We start from the raw sequence: 17,677 nt of genomic DNA, 5'->3' as shown, positions 1-17,677 counted from the left end.
AGCGGACATCCTGCGGCGGATAGCCCGATGCGTCGCCGGACGATGCTTCGATCTGCGAATCAGATCGAAGCATCGTCCCGCCCGTTCATCACCCCGCCAGCAGCTTCAACCCGGCCGGCAACGTTTCGCCGAACACACGTGCGGTGTCGGCTTCATCGAACGCAATCGCCTCGCGCACCATGTCGATCCACGCGGCCGACACATTCGCGGAAGACAGGCGCTTGATCACCGCCTCACGCGTTTCATCCGGCAAATCGCGTTCGCGGTCACCTGTCATCCGCGCGATTTGCGCGACCGCGAACGCCGCGGGTTCGACCTGCTTCCAGTCCAGCGCGAACAGCGCATCGAGCCAGCGGTTCGCGACGTCGGCCGGCACCACGCTGTGCGCGCTGCCGTAGAACGGCCGGCGCGCACCGATCCGCCCGAGCGCCCACGCGCACAGCGTGCGCTCGGCCGGCTTCTGCAATTGCACGATCAACCGCTCGGCCAGTTCCACCTTGCGCTCGACCGGCAGTCGTTCGAGCGACGCGGACAGGCGCGTCATGTCGGCCGGGCCGACCTTGGCCGGGTCGAACGGCAGCTTGCGGCGCTTGTCGTCGGACGGTTCGAGGAACGCGATCGCATCGCGCACCTGCGTCTGCGCGTCGTCGTCGAGGCCGCCGGACACGCGCCGCCACAACGTCCACCACTCGGACCACACCTGCGCGTCGTTCACGTACTGGATCCCGTCGTCGAACAGCGGCCACAGCTGCTCGATGCGCCACGCATCGAGCGGATGGCCGAAGCCCGGGCGCAGGCAATAGCCGGCGAGGTTCAGCCACGCGCGTTCGTGATCGGCCGAGCGCCGCCGGCGACGCGCGCGCGCAAGCAACGCGTCGAACAGCTCGCGCGCGAGCGCGACGTCCCACTCGTCGCGCGGGCCGAGCACCTGTTCAAGTTGCGCGCGCAACCGTCGCGTGTCCTTCGGCGTGACGTCCGCGGCCTTGCTGCCGAACGAGCGGTCGATCAGCTCGATCGCGTGATCGACGCGCGGATGGCGCGCGAACGCGGCATCGTCGCCTTGCGCGGGCGCATCGCCGCGCAACTGGAATTCGAGCCGCCAGCGGCGCGCTGCATCGTCGGTCGCGATGCAGTGCATTTCGAGCGTGCCGACCTCGGTCAGCGACGCGGTCAGTTTCACCGGCGTTTCGCGCACATCGCTACCGGCCTTCGCGTCGACGACCGTCGCGATCGGCGGCAGCCGCACGAAGTCGCCGCCGTCCAGCTCGACCAGATCGCCCGGCTGGTACGCGGTGTCGGCGACCGTCGACACGAGGTGGAAACGCACCGGCTGCCCGAGCTGCAGCGCGAACGTGCGTTCCTCGAGCCGGATCTCGCGGCCCTCCTCGGCACCGCGCGGCAGCAGGCAGACACCGCGCGCCGCCGTGGCGCCCTCGCCATCGTCGAGCACGAGGAAATAACTGCGCGCGGAACCGCCGCCGATGCGCGGCGCATGCCCCGCCCGCGCCAGGCCATAAGCCACCGCGCCGCGCGCGACCGCCACGTCCGGATGCGCGTTGTGCAGCACGTCGAGCGGCGCGCCGCGCCACGCGCCGAGCGTCTGCGCGAGACGGCCGGCCAGCGCACCCGCGCGGAACACGCCGCCGTTGAGCAGCAGCGTGTCGGGCAGCGGGCCTTCCGCATGACGATTCAGGAACGCGGCGACGTGGCGCGTGACGGCCGGGTCGCTCGCATACGGCAAGCCGAATTCGACGATCGCGGCCCGCGCGCGGCGCGGCAGCTCGCCGGCCTCGACCTGCGGAAAGAAGCCGTCGACGACGATCTGCTCGACTTCCTGACGCGTCAGCTCGGCCGAGCGTGCGCCGCCGACGAGCTTGCTGCCCGCGCCGAGCAGCGTCACGGTGACGGAGGCCGGCGCGTCGTCGCCGAGCAGCCGCTCCTTCGCCGCGCGGCAGCGCTCGACGAGCTGCGACAGGCTCGCGGCCGACAGCCGCGTGCCGGGCTCGGTCAGCCGCGTCTCGACCAGGCGCGCGAGCGCGAGGTCCATGTTGTCGCCGCCGAGCATCAGGTGATTGCCGACGCCGACGCGCGTGAAGGCCGGTTCGCCATCGTCTCCCGGCGCGACGTCGACCAGCGTGAGGTCGGTCGTGCCGCCGCCGACATCGCAGATCAGCACGCGGCGCGGTGCGGCGAAGGTGTCGCGCAACGTCGCGCGCTGGCCGTACAGCCAGTCGTAGAACGCGGCCTGCGGTTCTTCCAGCAAGCGCAGCGCCGGCAGTTTCGCGCGTTTGGCCGCCTCGACCGTCAACGCGCGGGCGCCGTCGTCGAACGACGCCGGCACCGTCAGAATGACGTCCTGCTTCGCGAGCGGCGCATCGGGAAAACGCGCATCCCACGCGGCCCGCACGTGCGCGAGATAGCTCGCGCTCGCGTCGACCGGCGACACCTTGTCGACGCCGTCGGCCGCGCCCCACGGCAGGATCGCCGCGAGCCGGTCGACCGATGCGTGCGACAGCCAGCTCTTCGCGCTGGTGACGAGCCGCCCCGGCACCTGCGCGCCGAGCGTGCGCGCATAGCGGCCGATCACGGCCGGCGGTGCACCGGCCGCATTCGCGTTGGCCTTCGGATCAGCCTTCGCACCCGCCTTCGAATCGGCCGCCCACGGCAGGCGCAGCGCGTCCGGCGGCAGCTCACCCGCCGCCGGGTGATAACGCACCGACGGCAGCAGCGGCTGCGCCGCCACCGCGCCGGGGCCGACCAGCTGCTCGACGTCGAACACGCGGATCGCGTCGGAGCCGGCCTCGACGTATGCGACGACCGTGTTGCTCGTGCCGAGGTCGATGCCGACCGTATAGCGCTTCATCGCGCTCAGGCGGCGCCGCGCACGTCGAACTCGACCTTCCAGCGCTCGTTCGTGCCGCTCGGGATCGCCTCGAGTTCGAGCGTGCCGGCTTCGGTCACGCGCGCATGCAGCTTCACCGGCACGACCTCGCCGACCGTGCGCCCTTCGGCGGGCAGCGTGGCCTGGATTTCCTCGAGTTCCTGCAGCTCTTCAGGCGACCAGTAGTCGAGCAGCGTGCCGACCTGGTCCTGGCGACGCACCGACGACCCGAAGAAGCGGAACTGCACCGGCTCGCCGACGACGAGGCCGAACTCCTGCGGCGGCAACGCCGCATCCGAGCCTTCCTCCATCCCGAACGGCGCGACGCAGAGCGCCTGCACCGGCGGCTCCAGCCCCGGCACCGCGGGCATCGCCGACTCGATCGCGACGTAGTACGCACGCGCCGTGCCGCCGCGAATGCGCACGCCGCGGCCGCGCTTCACGTAGCCGTAATAAGCCGCGCCGCGCGCGACCGCCAGATCGAGGTCCGCGCCTTCGAGCAGGCGCGCGGCCGGCGCGCCTTCGGCCACGAGCCAGCTATTGAGCGTATCGAGCACGCGCTGCGTGAGCAGCGGCGACTTGAACACGCCGCCGTTGAACAGCACCGCGGTCGGATGCAGGAACGTCGCACCTTGCGGCAGCGTGCGCTGCACGCCTTCGAGCGCGTCGAGCGCCGCGACCTGGCGGCCGAGGAACGCCGCGAGGTGGCGCGTGATGCCCGCGTCCTGCGCATACGGCAGGCCGAGCTGCGTCAGGCCGACGCGCGCGCGGCTCACCGGGCGCGCGGCCGCGTCGACTTGCGGGAAGAAACCTTCGAGAATCGTCTGCGTGAGTTCCGCGCGCGTCAGTTCCGTGCGGATCGAGCCGCCGATCAGCTTCGAGCCGCGGCTCGGCACGACGAGCGGCACCGCGTCGGTCGTCGGGTCGGACAGCAGCGTTTCCTTCGCCGAGCGGCACGCGTAGGTCAGCGCGCGCAATTGCCACGGATCGGCCTGCGTGCCCTGCTGCGCGAGCTTGCGCGCGACCACGTGCGCGAGCGCGAGGTCCATGTTGTCGCCGCCGAGGAGGATGTGCTCGCCGACCGCCACGCGATGCAGTTCGAGATTGCCGTCGCGCTCGACCACCGCGATCAGCGACAGGTCGGTGGTGCCGCCGCCGACGTCCACGCACAGGATCAGGTCGCCGACCTGCACCTGCTTGCGCCAGCCGCCTTCGCTCTTCTGGATCCAGCTGTAGAGCGCCGCCTGCGGCTCTTCCAGCAGCGTCATGCGCGAATAGCCGGCGGCACGCGCGGCTTCCGCCGTCAGCTCGCGCGCGGCCGGGTCGAACGACGCGGGGATCGTGACCGTCACGTCCTGGTCGGCGAACGGCGCGTCGGGATGCGCGTGGTCCCACGCTTCGCGCAGGTGCGTCAGGTAGCGGATCGAGCTTTCCAGCGGCGACACGCGCGCCACTTCCGGCGGCGCATCGCTCGGCAGGATCGCCGCGCGGCGATCGACGCCCGGGTGGCACAGCCAGCTCTTCGCGCTCGACACGAGGCGAATCGGCGTGCCAGCGCCACGCGTGCGCGCCATCTCGCCGACCGCGAACGCGCGCGAGGCCGTCCACGGCAGCGTCAGGTCGCCCTGCGTCAGCTCGCTTTCATGCGGAAGATAGAGGAACGACGGCAGCAGGTCGCGCGACTCCAGCGCGCCGGGCGCGGTCAGCTGCGCGATCGGCAGCACCTGCTGCGTGATCGTTTCGCCGTCGCTCGCGGCGCTGTCGACGTACGACAGCGCGCAGTGGGTCGTACCGAGGTCGATACCGATCGAATAGCGCGGATCGTTCACAGTTCCACCTCCGCCGGTGCGACCACCGAGGCGTCGTGGCTGCCGGTCAGCTTCGGCAGGCGCACGTCGGCCACGCGCCAGCCGCGGTGGCTGACCGTGCCCGTGAACGGCGCGGCGCCGACCACGTTGCCCGTCACGCGCACGGCCGTCGCGTCGAAGCCGGCCGGCAGCGTCACGCGGCTGCCTTCGGCTTCGTCGCGCACCGGCACGATCGTGAAATGTTCGCGCAGCGCGGCGCGGCAGCCGTCGTGCACGAGGCGTGCGGCGGCGCCGATGTCGGCGTCCGCGTAGCCCGCGATGTCTTCCTCGACGAAGTCGATGAAGCGCGCATCGCGCTGCAGCAGGCCGAGCAGTTGCAGCGCGGCTTGCGGGCTCGCTTCGCGCAGCTCGGGGGCCGGCGCCTTCACGGGCGCGGGTGCCGGGGCCGCCGCGGGGGCCGGCGCAACCGGCGCCGGCGCGACCGGTGCCGGGGCGCCGTCGCGCACGCGCAGCACGCCGGCCGCGAACTCGCGGTTGCCGATCACGGAGAAGAACGTGCCGACGGCCAGCGATAGCCGGCCGAAGAAGGACAGGTTGGATTCGGGCATGGGGTCTGGACTCCTGTGGGCTCGCGACACGGCGAGCAGCTTGCCTGGGCGCCCGGCGGCGGCGTGCGAATGCGCACTGCCGCCGCCCGGCGCGTGATTCGGACGCGCCCTCGCGGGTGCGGAAAACCCGTATTTTGCCCTGTGGCGGGCGAACCGGGCAGAAGTTGGGGGACAGAACACAACGGCGCGCGGGTTTTGGGCGGCGCCGGATTGCATCGGACTGCCGGCTATCGGGGGTCGGCCGGGTGTCGGCCGCGATGTTGCGGCGCGTCAGCGCGGCTTGCGGCGGCGTACCGCCTTCACCCCAAAATCGCGCGAATTCGGGCGCGCGACGTGAAACGCATGCCCCCGCATGGGGACCGCGGCGGCGTAGCGCTACATGCTTCATGCAATGTGATGTTTAATGCCCGGCAACGCCAGCATTAAAGGACACGCAATGCTCGACCTCGACGACCTTCGCCTCGTGCGCGCGATCGGCGCGTCGCGTTCATTGGCATCCGCCGCGCGCCTGCTCGACCTCACCCCGCCCGCGGTCACGATCCGCCTGCAGCGGATGGAGGCGCGGCTGGACGTCCGGCTCGCCGTGCGGCAGCCGAAAGGGATCGAGTTGACCGACGAAGGTCAGCGGCTTTATCGGGAAGCCGTGGAGATTCTCGAGCGCGTGGACGCGCTGCCGGGCAACATCGCGGGCGATCACGGCGACGTGCAGGGCACGCTGCGCGTCGTCGCGCCGTTCGGCTTCGGACGCAAGTACGTCGCGCGGATCGTGCGCGACGTGCAACGCGCGCATCCGAAGCTCGAAATCTCGCTGCACCTGTCGGAGAGTCCGCTGACCAGCGCGTCGGGGGCCGACGTGGTCATCCATGTCGGCAGCCTGAAGTCGTCGTCGTGGATCGGCTATCCGCTCGCGCCCAACGAGCGCTTCCTGTGCGCGAGCCCCGGTTACGCGCGGCGCATCAAGCAACTGGACCATCCGTCCGACCTCGCGCACTACGACTGCCTGTGCCTGCGCGAGAACGACGAGGACGTGCCGCGCTGGCGCTTCTCGCAAGCCGGCGACGGCAAGGGCGAATCCAGACGATCGGCGGTGATTCGCGTCACGGGCGCGCTGTCGTCGAACGACGGCACCGTCATCACCGACTGGGCGCTTGCCGGACTCGGCATCGTCGAGCGCTCCGAGTGGGACGTCGCGCCGCTGCTGGCGAACGGCAAGCTGGTCAGGCTGCTGCCCGACTGGCATTTGCCGCCCGCGCCCGTGACCGCGCTGCTGCCGTCACGCACGGGCCGCTCCGCGCGGCAGCGGGTTTTCCTCGAAGCCGCGACGCAATTCCTCGCTCCGCCGCCGTGGCGCGGCAAGGCATGAGCGCGGTCCCGGGATTAAATGCTGCTTAATGCTCGATTTGGCATGCGTTAAACACGCTGCGCGCCAAACGCCCTACTGTGTTCGCTGTCGGCAATCCACCGAGGCAACGCATCATGGGCATTCCCCTCCTTCTCAACACCCCCGCCGCATTGATCGACGTCGGCCGCATGCGTGACAACATCGCGCGCATGCAGGCGCGTCTGGACGCGCTCGGCGTCAGGTTCCGGCCGCACGTGAAGACGACCAAGTGCCAGCACGTCGTCGACGCGCAGGTTGCGGCCGGCGCGCAAGGCATCACGGTATCGACGCTGAAGGAAGCCGAGCAGTTCTTCGCGGGCGGCGTGCGCGACATCGTCTACGCGGTCGGCATGATTCCCGCGAAGCTCGGCCAGGCGCTCGCGTTGCGCCGGCAGGGCTGCGACCTGAAGATCGTCGCCGACAGCCTGCAGGCCGCGAATGCGATCGCAGCGTTCGGGCGCGAGCACGGCGAGCGCTTCGAAGTCTGGATCGAGGTCGATGTCGACGGCCATCGCTCGGGGATCGCCCCCGACGACGACCTGCTGATCGACGTCGGCCGCGCGCTGGTCGACGGCGGCATGACGCTCGGCGGCGTGCTCGCGCACGCCGGCTCCAGCTACGAATACGACACCCGCGACGCGCTGGTCGCGATCGCCGAACAGGAGCGCAGCCGGACCGTGCACGCCGCGGAGCGCCTCAGGGCCGCCGGGCTGCCCTGCCCGGTCGTCAGCATCGGTTCGACGCCGACCGCGCTGTCCGCGGAGCGTCTCGACGGCGTGACCGAAGTCCGCGCGGGCGTGTACGTGCTGTTCGACCTCGTGATGCACAACGTCGGCGTGTGCGCGCTGTCCGACATCGCGCTGTCGGTGCTGACCACCGTCATCGGGCACCAGGAAGAAAAAGGCTGGGCCATCGTCGACGCGGGCTGGATGGCGATGAGCCGCGATCGCGGCACGCAGCGGCAGGCGCGGGATTTCGGCTACGGGCAGGTGTGTAGCGACGACGGTGACGTGCTCGGCGAGTACGTGATGAGCGCGGCCAATCAGGAGCACGGCATCGTGTCCCGCATCGGGACGCCGGACACGGATATCGCGAAGCGGTTTCCGATCGGGACCCGTTTGCGGATTCTGCCGAACCACGCGTGCGCGACCGGCGCGCAACATTCGGAATACCACGCGGTGGGCGACGACGGCATCGTGCAGAGCTGGCCGCGCTTCTATGGGTGGTAAGCAGAGGCGGCGCGGTGGCGTTCGCCGGTGCGGCGAACTGATACGCCGACGTCCGGCGACGCAACCGGCCGCCGCGCGCGACCGACTGACCGCCCTCCCGACATTGACTATTTGTCCAATTCTATACAAACTATAAAAGCGCGATTCACATTGCATCCGACAGGCTCCCCCACCATGCCGACAGACGCCCACCTCCTTCTTCTCGACCGGGATGTCGTCGAACCGGCCCTTCAAGCCGAACACGTGATGGCGGCGGTCCGCGAAGCCTTCGTGCTGCACAGCCAACGCGCGGGGCGCGTGTTCCCGGTCGTGCGCGAGAAGCTGCATACCGGCGGCGTGTTCGGCATCAAGTCGGGCGACGTCGCGAGCCAGGATCTGCTCGGCTTCAAGGCGGCCGGATTCTGGCCCGGCAATCGCAGCCTGGGCGGCGAGCCGCACCAGGCGACGATCGCGCTGTTCGATCCGGCCACCGGCCGCCCGTTCTGCATCATGGACGGCAACGCGATCACCACCGCCCGGACCGGCGCGGCCGGCGGCCTGGGCCTGCAGGCGCTGGCCCGCCGCGACAGTACGCGCATCTGCGTGTTCGGCACCGGCGTGCAGGCGCGCGTCCAGCTCGACCGTGCGCTCAGGCTGCTCCCGCAACGGTGCGCGGTGCAGTACGTGAACGCGCGCGGCGAAGCGGACGCGGTGTTCGAATCGGCATTCCGCGAACGCTGCGACATCCGCGTCGCACGCGACCGAAACGATGCGGTGGCCGACAGCGACGTGGTCATCACGGCCACGCCGGGCGGCGGCCCGCTGTTCGATGCGGACGCGGTTCAGCCCGGCACCCACCTGACCTGCGTCGGCGCGGACACCGCGGGCAAGCGCGAGCTTCCCGAAGGCGTGCTGCAGCGCGCGCGCATTTTCGTGGACGATCACGAGCAGGCGCGCGGCATCGGCGAGTGCCAATGGGCGCCCGATCTGCCGCGCACCGAAATCGGCGACGTGCTCGCCGGGACCGTGTCGGTCGATCGCTCGCCGGGCGAGATCACCGTATTCGACATGACGGGGCTCGCGCTGCAGGACCTGACCGTGGCGCGCTTCCTGTATCGGCAGGCCGTCGAGCGCGGCACGGGACGCTCGATCCCGTGGCCGTGGTGAACGGCAACGGCGTGATATCTTCCATCGCCATGCGTCTATCCAAAGTTTCCGCCATCTCGTTCGATCTCGACGACACGCTATGGCCGTTCGGCCCTTCCGTCGCACGGGCCGAGGCGTCGCTGCATGCGTGGCTGATCGCGCACGCCCCCGATACCGCGAGCGTGCTGCCGACGTCGCAGACGCTGGCTCAACTGCGCGATGAATACGAACGCTCGCGGCCAGATCTCGTCGGCGACTATCGCGCGTTGCGCATCGGATCGATCCGGCTGGCGTTGCAGCGCGCGAACGAAGACGTCTCACTGACCGACCGCGCCTACGACGTGTTCTATTCGGCGCGAAACCAGGTCGAGTTCTTCGACGATGCATTGCCGGCGCTCGCGTGGTTGAGCGCGCGGTTTCCGCTGATCGCGGTGACGAACGGCAATGCGGACCTTCAACTGACCGGCGGCGGCGAGTTCTTCCGTGAAACGCTCAGCGCGCGTGCGTTCGGGTTCGCGAAGCCCGAGCCGGAAATCTTCCATGCGGCCGCCGCGACGCTCGGCGTGCCTGCGGCGGAGCTGCTGCACGTCGGCGACGACTTTCACCTCGATATCGTCGGCGCGTTGAATGCGGGGCTTCAGGCAGCGTGGGTCGTGCGTCACGCAGGGGCGCAAGCGGAGCACGCTGCGCATCGTGCCCCGTCGCCGCATCTGACCGTTCGTGACTTGTCGGTGCTGTGTCGCGCGCTGGGTGCGCCTGACGCGGTGTCGTAACCGCAAGCCCGCAAGATCGCGCGGCCGCGGTCGATCACGCCCGTCGACATGACCGACCGCCGCTTCACGCCGCCTTGCGTGCGTCCGCGATCCGTTGCGGCGCCTTCGGCCGCGCATAAAGCCGCTCGAGGTACGCACGCAATTGCGGGAACGGTTCGATCAGGTGGCATTCGCTCGCCCAGTCGATCAGGTAGACCGTCACGCAATCGGCCACCGTCAGCGTGTCGCCGACGATGAATTCGCGCCCTTCGAGATGCCTGTCGAGGATCGCGGCCATCGTCGCGAAATCCTCGCGTGCCAGCTCGATATCGGCCGGCGAGCGCTTTTCCGGCGGATAGAGGAACGAATGGCGCGTAATCCGCCACAGCGGCTGCTCAAGCTCCGTCACCGCGAACATGACCCATCGATAGGCCTGCGCGCGCAAAGCGAGATCGACGGGCAGCAGCGCCTTCTCCGGGTACTTGTCCGCGAGATACAGCACGATCGCGGCCGACTCCGGAATCACGAGGTCGCCGTCCACCAGCACGGGCACCTTGCCGGCCGGATTGAGGCGCAGGAATTCGGGCCGCTTGTGCTCGCCTTTTAGCAGGTTGACCGACACGAACTCGAAATCCGCGTCCAGTTCCTTGAGCCCCCAGAGCGCGCGTTGCGTGCGCGTGCCGGCGAATCCGTAAAGCTTCATCGCAATGTCTCCATCGATAATGTCGGGAAAAATCGCCGCGCGCAGGCGACGGCCAATCGGCCGCTTCGAATGCTTCGAATGCTTCGAGTGCTTCGAGTGCTTCGAGTGCTTCGGGTGCTTCGGGTGCTTCGGGTGCTTCGGGTGCTTCGGGTGCTTCGGGTGCTTCGAGTGCTTCGAATGATCTGAATGCTTCGAACGCTTCGATCACTTCGGCCGCTTCGCCCGCGCATGCAGCGCCTGTCGCCGCTCACATGCCGGGTACCGGGAGCACCGGCATCACGTCGATCGCATCGCCCGGGAACAGCGTGAAATGCGGATGGCCCTCGAACAGCGCGGCGGCCGCGTCGTGCGATGCGGCACGCACGACCGTGAAGCCGCTCATCGCATTGGCGGTGTCCGTCACGCCGCCCTTGCCGATCGTCTTGGTCTTGCCGAGCGGCCCGCCGGGCTCGACGATCGCGTCGCGATGCCGCTCGACCCACGCATGCCACGCGGCGATCCCTTCGCGCTCCCGCGTGCGCCGCTCGTCCTCCGGCAACGCCATCCACGCCTTCATGCCCGGGCTATCCTTGCTGCCGAGGAATACCGCGAGATACAACTGCTGTTGAGCACTCATGCTTCCTCCGTCCGATGGCGGGCACGGCGGGCTGCCGCACCTCGCCCTTGACACAGTAGGTTGATATCAACACAATTGCAACATGGCACGCAAAGAAAAGCTCCCTTTCGAAACGACGCTGATGGTGCGCGATTGCTGCCTGTGCCTGCACATGCAGCGCGCGGCGCGCAATCTCGCGCGCATCTTCGACGATGTGCTGCGTCCGCTGGATCTCACCAACGGCCAGTTCTCGCTGCTGATGTCGCTGAACCGGCCGCAGCCGGCCGCGATGAAATCGGTCGCGTCATTGCTCGCGATGGATCGCACCACGCTGACTGCCGCGCTCAAGCCGCTCGAGCGGCGCGGGCTGCTCACTATCACGACGGATCCGGACGACAAGCGCAGCCGCCGGCTCGAACTCACGCCGGCCGGTCATCAGTTGCTGGCCGAAGCGTTCCCGCTCTGGCAGCAGACCCATACCGAGATCGAACGGCCGTTCGCGCCGGAAGCAGTCGATGTGTTGCGCGGCCAGTTGCGCGCGCTGTCGGAGGATCCGGCTACGCGCGGCTGAAGCGGCGCGTCACGTCATTCACTTCCGGCCCTTCTTCGGCATCAGCAGTTGCGCGCATTCCTGCAGGAAGCGCACGGGCCCGTGCGCATGCAGTGCCTGCCCGCTGCTGAGCGCGCCGTCGATGACGGTCGCGAGCCGCAGCGCGTAGGTTTCCGGCGGTTTCATCGACAGCGAGCAGATGCCGAAAGCACGCTTCGGGCGTCGCGCCGCCATGCCGGCGGCGCACATCGCCCAGGCGGCGTCCTGTCCCGCTATCCGCTTGATACGATCGACTCGGCCACGCCACGCCGCATGAACCGGGCCGGCTAATGCACGACTGGCGCGACCTCGCCGCGCCACTAGCCGATGCGCGATCGCGCGCATCGGCGTGCCGTAATCCGTCACTCGGCCAGCGCCGGTGCCACGCCGACCCGCTTCGGCACGCCGGTCACGATCGTCGCGACCGCGACGGCCAGCACCGCGGCCGCGCCCAGGAACACGCCGCCCGCGCCGTTCGCGTCGAACACGACGCCGCCGGCCGCCGCGCCCGTCGCGATCGCGAGCTGGATCGCCGCGACGATCAGCCCGCCCGCGCTCTCGGCTTCGTCGGGCACGGTGCGCGTGACCCACGTCGACCACGCGACCGGCACGCCGCCGAACGCCATCCCCCACAACGCGACGAGCACCGCGTCGATCATCGGCGCGCGGCCGAGCGCGACGAGCGCGACGCCGAGCACGACCATCAGCGCGGGCATCCCGATCAGCATCGGCCGCAGCCGGTGCTCGAGCACGCGCCCGGCGAGCGACGTGCCGACGAAGTTCGCGATCCCGTAGCCGAGCAGGATCGCCGACAGCCCGTTCACGCCGACGCCCGCGACCTGTTCGAGGAACGGCCGCAGATACGTGAAGAACGCGAAATGCCCGGTGAACACGAGGATCGTCGCGAACATCCCGAGGCCGACGGTCGGCCGGCGCAGCACGTCGACGAGCGTGCGCAGCCGCGTGGTGCCGCTCGGCGGCATCGACGGCAACGTCATGACCTGCGACACGAACGCGAGCGCGCCGAGCCCGGCCGCGATCAGGAACACGTTGCGCCAGCCGATCAGGTGCCCGAAATAACTGCCCATCGGCGCGGACGCGATCGTCGCGACCGCCACGCCGCTGAAGATGATCGACAGCGCACGCGGCACCATCGCGGTCGGCACGAGCCGCATCGCGGTGGCCGTCGCCATCGTCCAGAAGCCGCCGAGCGCGATGCCGAGCACGACGCGGCCGATCAGCAGCATGGCCAGGTTCGGCGCGAACGCGACCGCCAGGTTCGACGCGACGAGCAGCACCGAGAACACGAGCAGCACGCGCCGCCGGTCGATCGTGCGCGTCAGCGCCGAGATCAGCAGGCTCGTGACGAGCGCGACCGTCGCGGTGGCCGTGACGGCCTGGCCGGCCACGCCTTCGGTCACGCCGAGGCTTTCGGCCATCGGCGTGAGCAGGCTCGCGGGCAGGAATTCGGCGGTGACGAGGCCGAACACGCCGAGCGTCATCGCGAATACCGCGCCCCAGGCCGGTTCACGGGGGGCCGCCGTCGAAGCGGCCGAGGAGATTCCGGGATTCATGCGGGGTTCCGTGTCGGTTAGGGAAAGTACTGATGAGGGCGTATCGTAAGGAACAGCGGCAGGACGGTCTATGACATACAATCCGTTCTTGTTGATCGATCGTCCGAATCTCGCGATGTCCGAGCCCTTGCTTCCCCCCGTGCCCGACGTACACGACCTCGTCAGCGAGTTGCTGCTGGGGATGCGCCTGAGCGGCGTGCAGTACCGCCGGATCCAGGTGCCGCGGCCGTTCGGGCTGAGCTTCGGCCATGCGCCGGGCCGCGCGCAGTTCCATTTCGTCGGGCGCGGGCCCGTGCTGCTGCGCGACGCGGACGGCACGACGGTGCGGCTCGAGGCCGGCGACGCGATCCTGCTGCCGCACGGCCGCACGCATGCGCTGGTGTCCGATCCGGACGCGCCGTGCCGCGAGATCGGCGGCTTCGCGGCCGCGAAGATCTGCGACACGGTCGCGTCGGTGGGCGCGACGACGTGCGCCGCGACGGAGCCGGCCGCCGGCGATACGCTGATCTTCAGCGCGTGCATGGAGCTCGATCTCGGCGGCATGCAGCCGCTCGTCGGGACGATGCCGGCATTCATGCACGTCGGCACGCTGCTCGCGCGCTACCCGGAAATCCGCCCGATGCTCGACGCGATGGAGCGCGAATCGTGCGCCGCGCGCGCGGGTTTCGCGGGCATCCTCGCGCGGCTCGCGGACGTGGTCGCCGCGTTCATCGTGCGCGGCTGGGTCGAGTGCGGATGCGGCGACGCGACGGGCTGGGTGCAGGCGTTGCGCGAGCCGAAGCTCGGCCGCGCGATCGTCGCGCTGCATCGCGATCCGGGGCGCAACTGGAGCGTCGCGGAACTGGCCGCCGAAGCGGGCGTGTCGCGCTCGGTATTCGCCGAGCGCTTTCTCGCGGCCACCGGGATGACGCCGGTGCGTTACCTGACCGAGTTGCGGATGCGGCTCGCCGCGCAGTGGATCGCCCGCGAGGGCGAGACGATCGAAGCGGTGGCGTACCGGCTCGGCTACGGGTCGCTCGCCGCGTTCAGCCGCGCGTTCAAGCGCGTGGTCGGCAGGCCGCCGGGCGCGGTGCGTGCCGAAGGCGACACGCACGCCGATGCGTGACGTGTAACGCGTCACGCGCAACGCACGGCGCAGCGAACGCCTGCCGGGTCGCCCCGGCATCGCACGATCGGCCGCCGCGCGTGACGATTCCGTTCAGCCGCTGCGCGCGTCGAGCTCGTCGATCAGCGCCGTCGCGCACTTCACGGCCAGCGCCGCGCACTGTTGCGCATCCACCGGCGCGCCGTTCGTCACCGCGCCCTGCACGATCCGGCCCAGCAATTCCTTCGACAAATCGGCGATCTCGTGTTCCCGTTCCGTCATGTTCCTCTCCTGCGCGCCGGCCGGCTTTGGCCGCGCGCGCGATTGCACCGGCGCCGCGTGCGCCGCGCCCGACCTTCAACGTTGCCTGGCCCGCACGACGATCTGCGCCTGCGTGTCGCGTTCGATGCGTTCGAGCGACGCGCGCAGCGCCGTGAACTCGTCGGGCGTGCAGACCTGGCGGCCGAATTCGGCCTTCATCCTCCGCTTGACCTGCACGACGTGCGCGGCCGCATCGAATACGTAATGCGACGTGAACTCGACGAAACGGTCGTGCACGGCCGTATCGGCCGGCAGGTCGGTCACCGCGACGTCGGCCGGCAGCGCGACCTGGCCGGTCTCGTCGAACGTGCCGCCGATGCATGCCCACGGCTGCGTGCGCACGGGCTCGGCCAGCCAGCCCTCGACCTGCGTCGCGATGCCGCCCGTGAGACTCGACAGCGCGGGCACGGCGGTCGTGCCGTCCGGCCACACGAAGTGATCGAGCGTGCCGGCATACGTGACGTCGAACGGCCCGTCCGTCGCACGGCGATCGCTCGTCGCGATCTGCGCGCGGCCGCGCAGCCCGCTTTGCCGCAGGCGTTCGTTCGCGAGCTGCCGGATGCGGTCGGGCGCCGCCCGGCGAAACAGCGTGCGTTCGAGTTCCGCGGTCCAGCCGTCGTCCTCGACGCGCGCATGAAACCGCGCGGCGCCCGGTTGCGCGGCATCGATCTCCACGCGCGCGGCGCGGTGCTTCGGCTGCGTGGCCGGCGTGCGCGACAGCACGCCGGTGTCGACGAGCAGCGCCGGCCGGTCCATCACGATCGGCGGCAGGTAGCCGAACGCGATGCCGGCCGTCGTGGTATCCGCGTAGACGCCGAGATCGGGCAGCCACGTGATCGCGTGATTGATCGCGCCGCCGCCGTAACCGGGCACCGACGGCAGCGTGTACACGGAGCCGAGATTGATCAGCACCGGTTCGCTGCGGATGCCGGCCGCCGCGAGCAACGCGCCGAACAACGCGACGTGGTCCTTGCAGTCGCCGTAGCGGTTGCGCAGGATGTCGGTCACGCGGTGCGGCGCGGCGGCCGTCTCGCCGAGAAAAAGCGCGACGTAACGCACGTTCGCCTGCACCCAGTCGTACAGGACGCGCGCGCGATCGCGCGGATCGGCGGTGCCGGCGGTGAGCGCGCGCGCCAGTTGCACGACGGCCGGATCGTTTGCGCCCGGGTCGACGGCCGCGTTGCGGTAGCGCGCGGCGAACGCCGCGTAGTCGGGTAGCGTGGACACCACGAGCCGGTCGCCGTAGGTCGGATAGCCGACCGAGCCGTTCTCGATCCGGTCGTACGTGCCGTGCCGGTATTCGAATGCGTAGCGCGTGCGGCCGTTCGCGGTCACCGGCGGCAGCGCGACGTAACCGCGTGCGTCCGCATGCAGCGGCATGTCGGCCGGCACGTCGAAGATCAGCCGCTGGTTCTCCACCGGCTCGCGCGACGGTTCGACGTAGTAGCCGAAGTAACCTGCGTTGACCGGCTTCGTGCGCGACTTGCGGAACGCGATGCGCGTGCTCGATCCGGCTTCGACGCCGGGAAACACGACGGTGCGCAGCAGCCCGTCCTGGAACGTCGGTGCGCCGGCCGAGCGCGGCTCCTGCACATCGCGGATACCTTCCGGACCGACCGGATGCGCGACGCCGTCGCGATCGATCGTCTCGGCCGCGACCAGGTCGACCTTCTCGAGGTTCTTGTCGAACCACACGTAACGCTGCGCGATCGCATCGATCCCGTTCGCATCGTTCGCGCGCAGTGTCGAATCGTCGTCCTCGTCGAGCGAGCCGTCGTGCTGGATCACGAATACATGGACGTCGCTGACGAGCGTGACGGGCGCGGCGTCGCCCGCGTCGGCGAACGCGGGACGCACGAACGCCAGCGCGATCGCGGTCACGGCAACCGCGAGCGTTGCGGCGCGACCCGGCAGCCTGCCGGTCGATCGGAACGGAAAACGCACCACGTCGAAGCTCTCCGCGCGTTCGTGTTCAGGTCGGGACGCAACGGGCACGCATTGGCGCGCGCCGCGCCCCGTCGTTCGACCCAGTGTGGGTGACGTGCCCGCGAGCGTCAAGCCACGGGGCGGCGGCCCGCGCCGCCATGCACCGGGCGCACGAGGAAGCGCGCATGCGTCATGCAGGCATGACTGTCGAACTTTCGCGCCCTGCTGGCTGCGCGATCGCCATTTATGTCATGTCGCGACATATTATTTGGGCGCGTAACGCGCGCGTGCGAGGTCGCCGAAACGCATGACGATCGGGTGAATTCGACACGCCGACATGGGGATGGAGACATCGTGCCGATCGACACGAATTCGAAATCCGTTATCTCGTGATCGCGTTCGCGCTGCCGGGCGTGATCCCGATCGGTGCGCTGCATCTCGAACGGTGGCATCCTGAACGTGTCGGCGCCGCGATCGGCGCGCGGCTCGGAATCGCGCTGATCGAAGCGATGCCGATGCTGACGCGAACGCGGCCTGGCCCTCGTTCTTGCCCCCCGTTTCCGCTGCGCCGTGTGCGCGTTCGCGGCCCGGGGTCGGAACGAGCGGCACCGGCCCCTACCTGCCGGAGGCGACATGGAAAACGCTATCGTCGCGATCATCCTGATGCTCGCGGTCCTCGTGTTCGCGGTGCTGTTCTTCGCGGAACGGCGCAGCCGCGACCGCACGCGCGACCGGCTGCTGCACCGCTCGTCGCAGCGCTCGGCACGCTCGCATACGCATCACCATTCGTAAGCGGAAAGCGCGCCGCGCACGTCGAGCCCCTTCAAGCGTACAGCCCCGGAATGGCGGCACATGTTTCTCGAGGACATCAACGGGCGCAGAAGGGCGCTCGTGGTCCGGCTGCTTGCGCGTCGAGCGTCGTTGCGTTCAATGGCAATCGCCGACGCGCTTGCCGCGCCACGTCCACGCGAGCGTGTATGCGCCGGCCTGTGCATGCTGCCCGTGCAATTGCCCCTTGAGGTCGTAGCGCGTCGGCGTCACATCGCCCGTCACGGTCGCGTTGCCGCGGCCCTGTTCGTTCGCGCAGCGCGTGCGCCCGGT

General features: G+C 69.8%; 17 protein-coding genes. 7 read left to right on the top strand and 10 right to left on the bottom strand.

The genetic code is table 11. From position 1 onward, the window contains the following. Positions 1-88 precede the first annotated feature (88 nt). The 3 genes from DIE04_RS11520 to DIE04_RS11510 are packed head-to-tail and all read right to left on the bottom strand — an operon-like array spanning position 89 to position 5,297. Entirely contained in the window at positions 89-2,863 is a 2,775-nt protein-coding gene (locus DIE04_RS11520; protein WP_124521979.1) for an Hsp70 family protein, read from the bottom strand. A gap of 5 nt (positions 2,864-2,868) precedes the next feature. Further along, a complete protein-coding gene (locus DIE04_RS11515) occupies positions 2,869-4,710 on the bottom strand; it encodes an Hsp70 family protein (protein WP_124571129.1) in 1,842 nt (613 codons plus the stop codon). Further along, positions 4,707-5,297 carry a DUF2760 domain-containing protein gene (locus tag DIE04_RS11510; RefSeq protein ID WP_124521975.1) on the bottom strand — a complete coding sequence of 197 codons (591 nt, stop codon included), beginning with the start codon at positions 5,295-5,297 and terminating at the stop codon, positions 4,707-4,709. Before DIE04_RS11510 ends, DIE04_RS11515 begins: the two co-directional genes overlap by 4 nt. A gap of 436 nt (positions 5,298-5,733) precedes the next feature. Between DIE04_RS11510 and DIE04_RS11505 the strand changes: the two genes are divergently transcribed. The 4 genes from DIE04_RS11505 (at position 5,734) to DIE04_RS11490 (ending at position 9,805) form a co-directional block, all read left to right on the top strand. Next, entirely contained in the window at positions 5,734-6,660 is a 927-nt protein-coding gene (locus DIE04_RS11505) for a LysR family transcriptional regulator (protein WP_124521973.1), read from the top strand. 113 nt (positions 6,661-6,773) lie between these two features. Then, positions 6,774-7,907 carry a DSD1 family PLP-dependent enzyme gene (locus DIE04_RS11500; protein WP_124521971.1) on the top strand — a complete coding sequence of 378 codons (1,134 nt, stop codon included), beginning with the start codon at positions 6,774-6,776 and terminating at the stop codon, positions 7,905-7,907. A gap of 174 nt (positions 7,908-8,081) precedes the next feature. Next, entirely contained in the window at positions 8,082-9,053 is a 972-nt protein-coding gene (locus tag DIE04_RS11495) for an ornithine cyclodeaminase family protein (protein ID WP_124521969.1), read from the top strand. A gap of 29 nt (positions 9,054-9,082) precedes the next feature. Then, a complete protein-coding gene (locus DIE04_RS11490; RefSeq protein WP_124487699.1) occupies positions 9,083-9,805 on the top strand; it encodes an HAD family hydrolase in 723 nt (240 codons plus the stop codon). A 64-nt stretch (positions 9,806-9,869) separates the two neighbouring features. On the opposite strand, the gene DIE04_RS11485 is transcribed toward DIE04_RS11490, so the two are convergent. Together DIE04_RS11485 and DIE04_RS11480 are read right to left on the bottom strand one after the other, a co-directional pair. Continuing rightward, positions 9,870-10,487 carry a glutathione S-transferase family protein gene (locus DIE04_RS11485; RefSeq protein ID WP_124487700.1) on the bottom strand — a complete coding sequence of 206 codons (618 nt, stop codon included), beginning with the start codon at positions 10,485-10,487 and terminating at the stop codon, positions 9,870-9,872. Between the two features lie 247 nt (positions 10,488-10,734). Continuing rightward, positions 10,735-11,103 carry a hypothetical protein gene (locus tag DIE04_RS11480; RefSeq protein ID WP_124487701.1) on the bottom strand — a complete coding sequence of 123 codons (369 nt, stop codon included), beginning with the start codon at positions 11,101-11,103 and terminating at the stop codon, positions 10,735-10,737. 82 nt (positions 11,104-11,185) lie between these two features. On the opposite strand from DIE04_RS11480, the gene DIE04_RS11475 reads away from it, so the two are divergent. Beyond that, a complete protein-coding gene (locus DIE04_RS11475; protein ID WP_124521967.1) occupies positions 11,186-11,653 on the top strand; it encodes a MarR family winged helix-turn-helix transcriptional regulator in 468 nt (155 codons plus the stop codon). Between the two features lie 18 nt (positions 11,654-11,671). Here DIE04_RS11475 and DIE04_RS30100 read toward each other — a convergent pair whose 3' ends face one another. Continuing rightward, the gene (locus DIE04_RS30100) at positions 11,672-12,037 is read right to left on the bottom strand and encodes a hypothetical protein (protein WP_260426193.1); all 366 of its coding nucleotides are present in this window, start codon (positions 12,035-12,037) and stop codon (positions 11,672-11,674) included. Then, positions 12,034-13,245, bottom strand: coding sequence for an MFS transporter (locus DIE04_RS11465; protein WP_124521965.1), 1,212 nt, complete (start codon positions 13,243-13,245; stop codon positions 12,034-12,036). Before DIE04_RS11465 ends, DIE04_RS30100 begins: the two co-directional genes overlap by 4 nt. Positions 13,246-13,315: 70 nt before the next feature. Between DIE04_RS11465 and DIE04_RS11460 the strand changes: the two genes are divergently transcribed. Next, positions 13,316-14,350 (top strand): AraC family transcriptional regulator, encoded by a 1,035-nt coding sequence (locus tag DIE04_RS11460; RefSeq protein WP_124521963.1) that lies wholly within the window; start codon positions 13,316-13,318, stop codon positions 14,348-14,350. Between the two features lie 93 nt (positions 14,351-14,443). Here the strand turns inward: DIE04_RS11460 and DIE04_RS29735 are convergent, their stop codons facing one another. Beyond that, complete coding sequence (locus tag DIE04_RS29735) at positions 14,444-14,611, bottom strand: hypothetical protein (RefSeq protein WP_185500345.1); 168 nt, start codon at positions 14,609-14,611, stop codon at positions 14,444-14,446. A gap of 75 nt (positions 14,612-14,686) precedes the next feature. After that, positions 14,687-16,597: a DUF3857 and transglutaminase domain-containing protein gene (locus DIE04_RS11455; protein WP_124521961.1), complete on the bottom strand. Its 1,911-nt coding sequence runs from the start codon at positions 16,595-16,597 to the stop codon at positions 14,687-14,689. Positions 16,598-17,209: 612 nt separating this feature from the next. Here DIE04_RS11455 and DIE04_RS29730 point away from each other — a divergent pair. Continuing rightward, positions 17,210-17,368: a hypothetical protein gene (locus DIE04_RS29730; RefSeq protein ID WP_185500344.1), complete on the top strand. Its 159-nt coding sequence runs from the start codon at positions 17,210-17,212 to the stop codon at positions 17,366-17,368. 135 nt (positions 17,369-17,503) lie between these two features. On the opposite strand, the gene DIE04_RS30300 is transcribed toward DIE04_RS29730, so the two are convergent. Next, complete coding sequence (locus DIE04_RS30300; RefSeq protein ID WP_260439219.1) at positions 17,504-17,629, bottom strand: hypothetical protein; 126 nt, start codon at positions 17,627-17,629, stop codon at positions 17,504-17,506. Positions 17,630-17,677 lie beyond the last annotated feature (48 nt).

It is taken from the genome of Burkholderia sp. Bp8994 (genome assembly GCF_003853805.1).
GTDB lineage: Bacteria > Pseudomonadota > Gammaproteobacteria > Burkholderiales > Burkholderiaceae > Burkholderia.
This window is presented reverse-complemented; position numbering and strand designations above follow the sequence as displayed.